This is a genomic window from uncultured Nitratireductor sp. (assembly GCF_913053745.1).
GTDB lineage: Bacteria > Pseudomonadota > Alphaproteobacteria > Rhizobiales > Rhizobiaceae > Nitratireductor.
In genome coordinates, this window is sequence record NZ_CAJXGF010000187.1 from 1 (window position 1) to 7,534 (window position 7,534).

Consider the following 7,534-nt stretch of genomic DNA (forward strand, 5'->3'; position numbering starts at 1 on the left):
CCCGGCCAATGCCGCCATAAACGACCAACTCGTTGGGGTTCTCCGCCACCTCCGGATCGAGATTGTTCATCAGCATCCGGAGCGGCGCTTCCGTCATCCAGCCCTTTGCGTTCAATTCGGCCCCGCGCGGTGCCCGGACCTCACGAATATTGTGACGCGGATTGGTCATGCTTTACTTCCCCTTCAAGGTCGGCGCGATCTCTGCAAGTCGCGCCAGAATGGCTTTGAGGTGCGGGCGCAGACGCGCCGCCTTTTCCTCGTCATAGTCGAACGGAACGGCTTCGCTTTTCAGATGCGTCGCCTGAGCAAGTTCCATCTGGATCGCATGTTCGCCGCGCTCGGGCCGGCCATAGTGTCGCGTCGTCCAGCCTCCGACGAAACGGCCGTTGAGCACACTGGAAAACCCTGCCGCCTCGGCACACACATCAGCCGTGGCCCGCTCGATCTCCGCCGCGCAGGTCTCACCGTGATTGGTGCCAATGTTGAAATCCGGAAGCTCGCCCTCAAACAGGAACGGGCAATGCGAGCGGATGGAATGGCAGTCGTAGAGGATCGCCACGCCATGCAGCGCTTTCACCCGCGCGATCTCGGCCTCCAGCGCGGCGTGATAGGGCGCATGAAACGCCTCAAGCCGCTCGGCAACATCATCCGCCGTCGGTTCCTCCCCCTCGCGCCAGATCGGGCGATTGTCGAAATCCGTCAGTGGCACGAGGCCGGTGGTGTTCTGCCCCGGGTAAAGGCTCTCGCCGGAAGGATCGCGATTGGCATCGATCACATAGCGATGAAACGTCGCCCGCACCGTGGTCGCACCGTCGAGCAGACCGTCATAAAGCCGATGCACATGCCAGTCCGTATCGGTTATAAGCCGGCCCTGATCGTTCAGCCGCACCTTCACTGCGTCCGGCACATACGTGCCCGTGTGCGGCAACCCCAGAATGACGGGTGACGAACCCTGATGCACTTCGACAGGGCTCATCGGCAGATCTCCAGTGTTGGCGCCCGCGCCTCATCCAAAGAGAACACGCTCCCCATCAAGGCTCACTCCTCAGTTCCGGCAGAACAATCTCAGAAACGCTCGCATTCAGCGCTCCCGACCGCACCAGTTCGATCGCCCGCTCCAGATCGGAAGCCAGATACCGGTCTTCTTCCAGATCGGGCACCGCCTGCCGGATCGTCGCATGCGCTTTCGCCAGTTCCATGCTCGTCTTCAAGGGGCTGCGAAAATCCACCCCCTGCGCCGCCGTCACCGCCTCGATGCCGATAATGCCGAACAGATTTTCCGTCATCGGAATAAGCCGCCGGGCACCATGGCAGGCCATCGACACATGGTCTTCCTGATTGGCGGAAGTCGGCGTCGAATCCACGGAAGCGGGATGCGACATCTGCTTGTTTTCGCTCATCAGCGCCGCCGAGGTCACTTCGGCAATCATCAGACCGGAATTCAGCCCCGGCTTCTTCGCCAGAAACGCCGGCAGGCCGAACGACAGCGCCGGATCGACCAGAAGTGCAATGCGCCGCTGCGCAATCGCGCCAATCTCGCAGATGACAAGCGCGATCTGGTCGGCGGCAAGCGCCACCGGCTCGGCGTGGAAATTGCCCCCCGAAACAACCGTCCCGTCGGAGAGAACCAGCGGATTGTCGGTCACCGCGTTGGCCTCGATGGTCAGCGTGCGTGCCGCCTGGCGCAGAAGATCGAGACACGCGCCATCCACCTGCGGCTGGCAGCGGATGCAATAGGGGTCCTGCACCCGCTCGTCCCCCTCCAGATGGCTCTCGCGAATTTCAGACCCCTCCAGAAGCGACCAGAGCGCCGCAGCGGTATCGATCTGCCCCTGATGCCCACGCAGCGTGTGAATTTCAGGATGAAATGGCGCGGAAGATCCCATTGCCGCATCGGTCGACAGCGCCCCGGTGATAAGCGCGGAGCGCGCCGCACGATGCGCCCGGAACAGTCCGGTCAGCGCCAGCGCGGTCGAAACCTGCGTGCCGTTGATCAGCGCCAGGCCTTCCTTGGCCTTCAGCACGACCGGCGTGAGCCCGGCCCTGCGCAACGCCTCGCCGCCGGAAAGCCGTTCGCCGTCAAAGAACGCCTCGCCCTCGCCCATCATGGCCGCCGCCATATGCGCAAGCGGCGCCAGATCGCCGGATGCGCCGACCGAGCCCTTTTCGGGGATCACCGGCACGACACCGTGCCCCAGCATTTCCTCGATCAGCCTAACCACCTCCATGCGCACGCCGGAGGCTCCACGACCCAGCGAAAGCAGTTTCAGCGACATGATAAGCCGCACGATGGCCTCATCCAGCGGCACGCCGACCCCACAGCAATGCGAGAGGATGAGATTGCGCTGCAACGTCTCCACATCCTGCGGCGGGATGCTCACACTGGCGAGCTTTCCAAAGCCGGTGTTCACGCCATAGACCGCCTCATTGCCACGCGCTATCCGATCGATCCGCGCAGCCGCCGCGTCGATCCCCGCATGGCAGATCGCATCGAGGCGTACCGATGCCCGGTCGCGCCAGATGCGCTCCAGATCGTGGATCGTAACCGCACCCGGCGTCAGAACGAGCATCATGCAATCTCTCCAGAAACAAGTCGATGGAGCGGATTGAAGCCAATGCGATAGGCAAGCTCGGCCGGATGCTCCACATCCCAGGTAGCGATTTCGGCGCGCTTGCCGGTTTCGATAGTGCCGATCTCATCGGCCAGCCCGAGCGCCCGCGCGCCTTCACGTGTCGCGCCCGCCAGCGCTTCTTCCGGCGTCATGCGGAACAGCGTGCAGGCCATGTTGATGGTCAAAAGCAGCGAAGCGAGCGGCGAGGAGCCGGGATTGCAATCGGTGGCAACCGCGATCCGCACCCCATGCTTCCTGAGGTCGGCAAGCGGTGGATACTGCGTTTCGCGCAGGGTGTAGAACGCGCCCGGCAGAAGCACGGCCACCGTCCCTGCCGCAGCCATGGCCGCAATGCCCTCTTCATCCAGATACTCCAGATGATCAGCCGACAGGGCACCATAGGAGGCCGCCAGTTTCGCGCCCCCCAGATTGGAAAGCTGCTCTGCATGCAGCTTCACCGGCAGGCCAAGCGACTTCGCCTTGTCGAACACCCGCGCCATCTGTTCCGGCGAAAAGGCGATGCCTTCGCAGAACCCGTCCACCGCATCAGCAAGTCCCTCCGCATGGGCCGCCTCCATGCCAGGAAGCACGACCTCGTCAATATAGGCGTCTTCCTTGCCCCGATATTCTGCCGGAACCGCATGAGCGGCAAGGTAGCTCGTCTTGATCCGCACGGGCCGAAGCGTTGCCAGACGACGCGCCGCGCGCAGCATCTTCAGTTCGTCGTCAATGGTCAGCCCATAGCCAGACTTGACCTCCACCGTCGCCACGCCTTCCGCCAAAAACGCATCGAGGCGCTTCAGCGCGCCTTCGACCAGCGCATCCTCGTCCGTGCCGCGCGTTGCCGAAACGGTGGATACGATGCCACCGCCCGCACGCGCGACCTCCTCGTAGCTCGCACCCTCAAGTCGCATCTCGAACTCTTTTGCCCGATTGCCGCCAAAGACCAGATGGGTATGGCAGTCGACCAGCGCCGGCGTGGCGAGGCGACCGCCAAAATCGGCCCGTTCCCATCCGGAAAACTGCTCCGGCAGATCGTTCAGCGCCCCCGCCCAGACGATCCTGCCGGCTTCGATGGCGATGCCCGCATCCTCGACCATTCCATAGGGTTCACCGCCGTCGCGCATGCTTGCCAGCCGGATACCGCTGATGACACTCTGCTTCATAACAGGAAGATTCCTCCCTCCCCATGCAGGGTATATTGCCTAGGATGGCTTTTTTGTCTACGATTATTCATATATGTATATACATAATTAAGCTGGAACCGATACGTCATGCAAGCCATTTTTGCTCAGAATGCCCTCACGCCAAGCGGTTGGCAAAAAGACGTACTGGTGGAGTTGACCGATGCGGGCCGCATTGAAAGCGTGACCGCCGGCGCCGTGGCGCAAGGCAACAAGACGGTGCGCGTTCCCGTGCTTCTACCAGCCATGTGCAATCTACACAGTCACACCTTTCAACGCGCCATGGCCGGCCTTGCCGAGCGGCGCGGCCCGGCCGGCCGCGACAGTTTCTGGACATGGCGCGAAATCATGTACCGTTTCCTCGACCTGCTTTCGCCTGAGGACATCGAGGCCGTCGCGGCCTTTGCTTTCATGGAGATGCAGGAAGCAGGCTTTGCCGCCGTGGCCGAGTTTCACTATGTCCACCACCAACCCGGCGGCATTTCCTATGACGATGTCGGCGAGCTTTCCGCGCGCGTCGCAACCGCTGCGCAGCAGACGGGCATCGGCCTGACGCTTCTGCCCGTTCTCTATCGCTATGGCGGTGTGGACCAGCGTCCCCTTCAGGGCGGCCAGCAGCGCTTCGGCAATGATCTCGACCGCTTTCAAAAACTGCTTTCCCGCGCCGAAGACTGTGTGGCCAACCTGTCCGCCGATGCGCATCTGGGTGTCGCACCGCATTCCCTTCGCGCTGTCGGGCTCGACGATTTGCGCGAAGCCGAGACTATGCGTCCCGGCACGCCCCTGCATATGCACATCGCCGAGCAATTGCCGGAAATCGATGAAGTTCTGGCGGCGTATGGCCAGCGCCCGATGGAGTGGTTGCTCGACAATTGCAACGTGGATGCGCGCTGGTGCCTGATCCACTGCACGCACATGACCGACGAGGAAACCGGCAATCTGGCGGAGACCGGCGCCGTCGCCGGGCTATGCCCGGTCACCGAGGCCAATCTCGGAGACGGCATTTTCAACGGCACGCAATTCCGACGGGCCGGTGGCGCGCTTGGCATCGGATCGGACTCGAACATTCGTATAAGCGTCGCCGAGGAATTGCGCCAACTCGAATACTCTCAGCGCCTGCGCGACACCGCACGCGTGGTGCTGGCTGCGCACGGACAATCCTGCGGCCGCACGCTTTTCGATGCAGCCCTGGCAGGCGGCGCACAGGCACTTGGGCGAAAATCCGGTGCGATCCAACCCGGAAACTGGGCCGATCTGGTCGCCATCGACCAAACCGTCTTCGCCGGCGCGGCTCCCGATGATGGCACGTTGGACGGCTGGCTCTTTACCGGTGACAATGGCGCCGTGACCGATGTGTGGTCGGCGGGGCGGCATTGCGTACGCGAAGGTCGTCATATCGAACGTGAAGCGATCGCCATGCGCTATGCGCAGACGATCCGGAACCTGATGGAGTTGCTGTGACCAGCGAACGCGCCTCATTTCGCACCATACGCGACGAACTCTCCCGACGCATTGCCGAACGGGTTTGGCTGCCGGGAACGCTCATACCCGGCGAAGAAGCGTTGGCGGAAGAATTCGGCGCGGCCCGCGCCACCGTCAACCGGGCACTGCAGGAGCTGGCCCGCGCCGGCATTCTCGAGCGCAAACGCCGCGCCGGCACACGCGTCGCGCTGCATCCCGTGCGCGAGGCACGTTTCGTCATTCCCAGAATCCGTCAAGAGATCGAGGCGCGCGGATCGGAATACCAGTACCGTCTGTTGAGCGCCGAAATCGCCGACGCTCCGGAAGTGATCTGCGCACGCCTCAGCCTCCTGTCCAAATCTGACATGATGCATGTGCGCTGTCTGCATCTGGCCGATCGGGTGCCTTATCAATATGAAGACCGCTGGATCAATCTGAGAACCGTCCCCGACGCCCGCAAGGCCGATTTCAAGACCATGGGCCCAAACGAATGGCTTGTCGGCCACGCCCCCTTCTCCAGCGCCGAATTCATCTTCATGGCGGGAGCGGCAAGTGCCGACGAAGCCTCGCTCCTGCAAATCCGCGAGGGCGATCCGGTGTTCATCGGCGAGCGCATAACTTGGGTAAAGGGAGAGCCCATCACGCTCGCCCACCTCGTCCACCCTTCGTCGCACCGCATGGTGACACATCTGTGAGCCATGCCGCCCGCGCCTCGACAAGGGCGCCCCGAGGCGCTAGGGCATGCCAGTCTCATCGTTTCGGAAAACCGTCATGACCGCCGCGCGCAACACGCTCATCGCTCCCTCCATCCTCGCGTCCGACTTCTCTCGTCTCGGCGAGGAGGTGGAAACCGTCGCCAAGGCCGGCGCCGACTGGATCCACCTCGATGTTATGGATGGCCATTTCGTGCCCAACATCACGTTCGGTCCACCGGTTATCAAGGCAATCCGCGACCGCACCGACAAGGTGTTCGATTGTCACCTTATGATCACCCCGGCAGACCCGTATCTCGCGGCCTTCGCCGAGGCCGGATGCGACATCATCACCGTTCACGCCGAGGCCGGGCCGCACCTTCACCGCTCGCTCCAGACCATTCGCAATCTCGGCAAGAAGGCCGGCGTTTCACTCAATCCCTCGACGCCGGAAAGCGTCATCGAATATGTGCTCGATGAACTCGACATGGTGCTTCTGATGACTGTCAATCCAGGCTTCGGCGGTCAGGCCTTCATTCCCTCTGTGGTCGAGAAGGTGCGCCGCATCAAGGCGATGATCGGCGAGCGCCCGATCGACATCGAGATCGATGGCGGCGTCTCCCCCGATACGGCCGGCGAACTGGTCGCCGCCGGCGCCAATGTTCTGGTCGCCGGCTCCGCAGTGTTCAAGGGCGAGGGCGAGGAGGCCTATGCAAAAAACATCGCCGCAATCCGCACGGCCGCCCAAGGCTGATCCTCCGTATAAATCCAGCCAACAAAAAAGCCGCGCGGGACATCGTCCAGCGCGGCTTTTTTCTGTCGGAAAGCAGTTTTTAGCTGCTGCCGCCGTTGAGCACCGTAACGGCGCGGCGGTTCTGCGACCAGCAGGAGATGTCGTCGCAGGTCGCGACCGGACGCTCCTTGCCGTAGGAAATGGTGCGAATGCGGTTTGCCGCAACGCCGCGCGCGACCAGGAAGTCGCGTGCCGAAGCCGCGCGACGCGCGCCAAGCGCGAGGTTGTACTCGCGGGTGCCGCGTTCGTCGGCATGGCCTTCGACGGTGATGGAATAGCTGCTGTACTTGTTCAGCCACTGCGCCTGACGGGTCAGCACCTGCTGCGCATCGGCGCGGATCACCGACGAGTCGAGATCGAAGAAAATCCGATCGCCGACGCTGACGGTGAATTCCTGCTGCGATCCGGGAGGACCGCCCGCACCGCCCAGCCCGATATCGGCCGCGTTGTTGGGAACCTGCTTGTTGGCACAGCCGGCCAGAGCAAGTGCCGCCACCAGGGCGATGCTAACCGGGCTTTTGGCGATCGCTGCAATCGACAGCATTGCCACCTCTCCTTCATATTAGAGATATTTTGTTCAACGATCAGTAACCACGTTGCCGTTAAGGACCCCTCAAGAAACGCGGTTAACGAACCCCTACCGATGCAAATCACAACCGTTATTTCGCGCAAACTAGCTTAAAATACGGCGGAAACGCGGCGAATCCAGCGAGAACGCGCCCTTCCCGCTACTCAAGCAGCGGCGACCAGGCCGGATCGGAGGCGAAGCCCTCGATCGGCACGCGGTATTCG

The 7,534-nt window shown here is 62.5% G+C and carries 7 protein-coding genes and 1 pseudogene; 3 read left to right on the forward strand and 5 right to left on the reverse strand.

Annotation, left to right across the window (positions count from 1 at the left end):
• The 4 genes and pseudogenes from QZ638_RS21075 to hutI form a co-directional block, all read right to left on the reverse strand.
• A pseudogene (locus QZ638_RS21075) lies at positions 1-169 on the reverse strand (urocanate hydratase); the annotation flags it as partial.
• A gap of 3 nt (positions 170-172) precedes the next feature.
• Entirely contained in the window at positions 173-976 is an 804-nt protein-coding gene (hutG, locus tag QZ638_RS21080) for an N-formylglutamate deformylase (protein WP_295814114.1), read from the reverse strand.
• A 55-nt stretch (positions 977-1,031) separates the two neighbouring features.
• Positions 1,032-2,573: a histidine ammonia-lyase gene (hutH, locus tag QZ638_RS21085; RefSeq protein WP_295814117.1), complete on the reverse strand. Its 1,542-nt coding sequence runs from the start codon at positions 2,571-2,573 to the stop codon at positions 1,032-1,034.
• Positions 2,570-3,778 (reverse strand): imidazolonepropionase, encoded by a 1,209-nt coding sequence (gene hutI, locus QZ638_RS21090; RefSeq protein ID WP_295814118.1) that lies wholly within the window; start codon positions 3,776-3,778, stop codon positions 2,570-2,572. Before hutI ends, hutH begins: the two co-directional genes overlap by 4 nt.
• A 108-nt stretch (positions 3,779-3,886) precedes the next feature.
• Here hutI and QZ638_RS21095 point away from each other — a divergent pair, with 108 nt between their 5' ends.
• From QZ638_RS21095 to rpe, 3 genes are all read left to right on the forward strand, one after another.
• Positions 3,887-5,257 carry a formimidoylglutamate deiminase gene (locus QZ638_RS21095; protein WP_295814120.1) on the forward strand — a complete coding sequence of 457 codons (1,371 nt, stop codon included), beginning with the start codon at positions 3,887-3,889 and terminating at the stop codon, positions 5,255-5,257.
• Complete coding sequence (locus QZ638_RS21100) at positions 5,254-5,952, forward strand: GntR family transcriptional regulator (RefSeq protein ID WP_295814123.1); 699 nt, start codon at positions 5,254-5,256, stop codon at positions 5,950-5,952. Before QZ638_RS21095 ends, QZ638_RS21100 begins: the two co-directional genes overlap by 4 nt.
• Positions 5,953-6,028: 76 nt before the next feature.
• Positions 6,029-6,703 (forward strand): ribulose-phosphate 3-epimerase, encoded by a 675-nt coding sequence (rpe, locus tag QZ638_RS21105; protein ID WP_295814125.1) that lies wholly within the window; start codon positions 6,029-6,031, stop codon positions 6,701-6,703.
• Positions 6,704-6,782: 79 nt separating this feature from the next.
• Here rpe and pal read toward each other — a convergent pair whose 3' ends face one another.
• A complete protein-coding gene (gene pal, locus QZ638_RS21110) occupies positions 6,783-7,286 on the reverse strand; it encodes a peptidoglycan-associated lipoprotein Pal (protein ID WP_295814127.1) in 504 nt (167 codons plus the stop codon).
• Positions 7,287-7,534 lie beyond the last annotated feature (248 nt).

Coding starts and splice junctions, on each gene's coding strand:
- rpe (WP_295814125.1), top strand. CDS start 6,029: ATGACCGCCGCGCGCAACACGCTCATCGCTCCCTCCATCCTCGCGTCC.
- hutH (WP_295814117.1), bottom strand. CDS start 2,573: ATGATGCTCGTTCTGACGCCGGGTGCGGTTACGATCCACGATCTGGAG.
- hutG (WP_295814114.1), bottom strand. CDS start 976: ATGAGCCCTGTCGAAGTGCATCAGGGTTCGTCACCCGTCATTCTGGGG.
- QZ638_RS21095 (WP_295814120.1), top strand. CDS start 3,887: ATGCAAGCCATTTTTGCTCAGAATGCCCTCACGCCAAGCGGTTGGCAA.
- hutI (WP_295814118.1), bottom strand. CDS start 3,778: ATGAAGCAGAGTGTCATCAGCGGTATCCGGCTGGCAAGCATGCGCGAC.
- pal (WP_295814127.1), bottom strand. CDS start 7,286: ATGCTGTCGATTGCAGCGATCGCCAAAAGCCCGGTTAGCATCGCCCTG.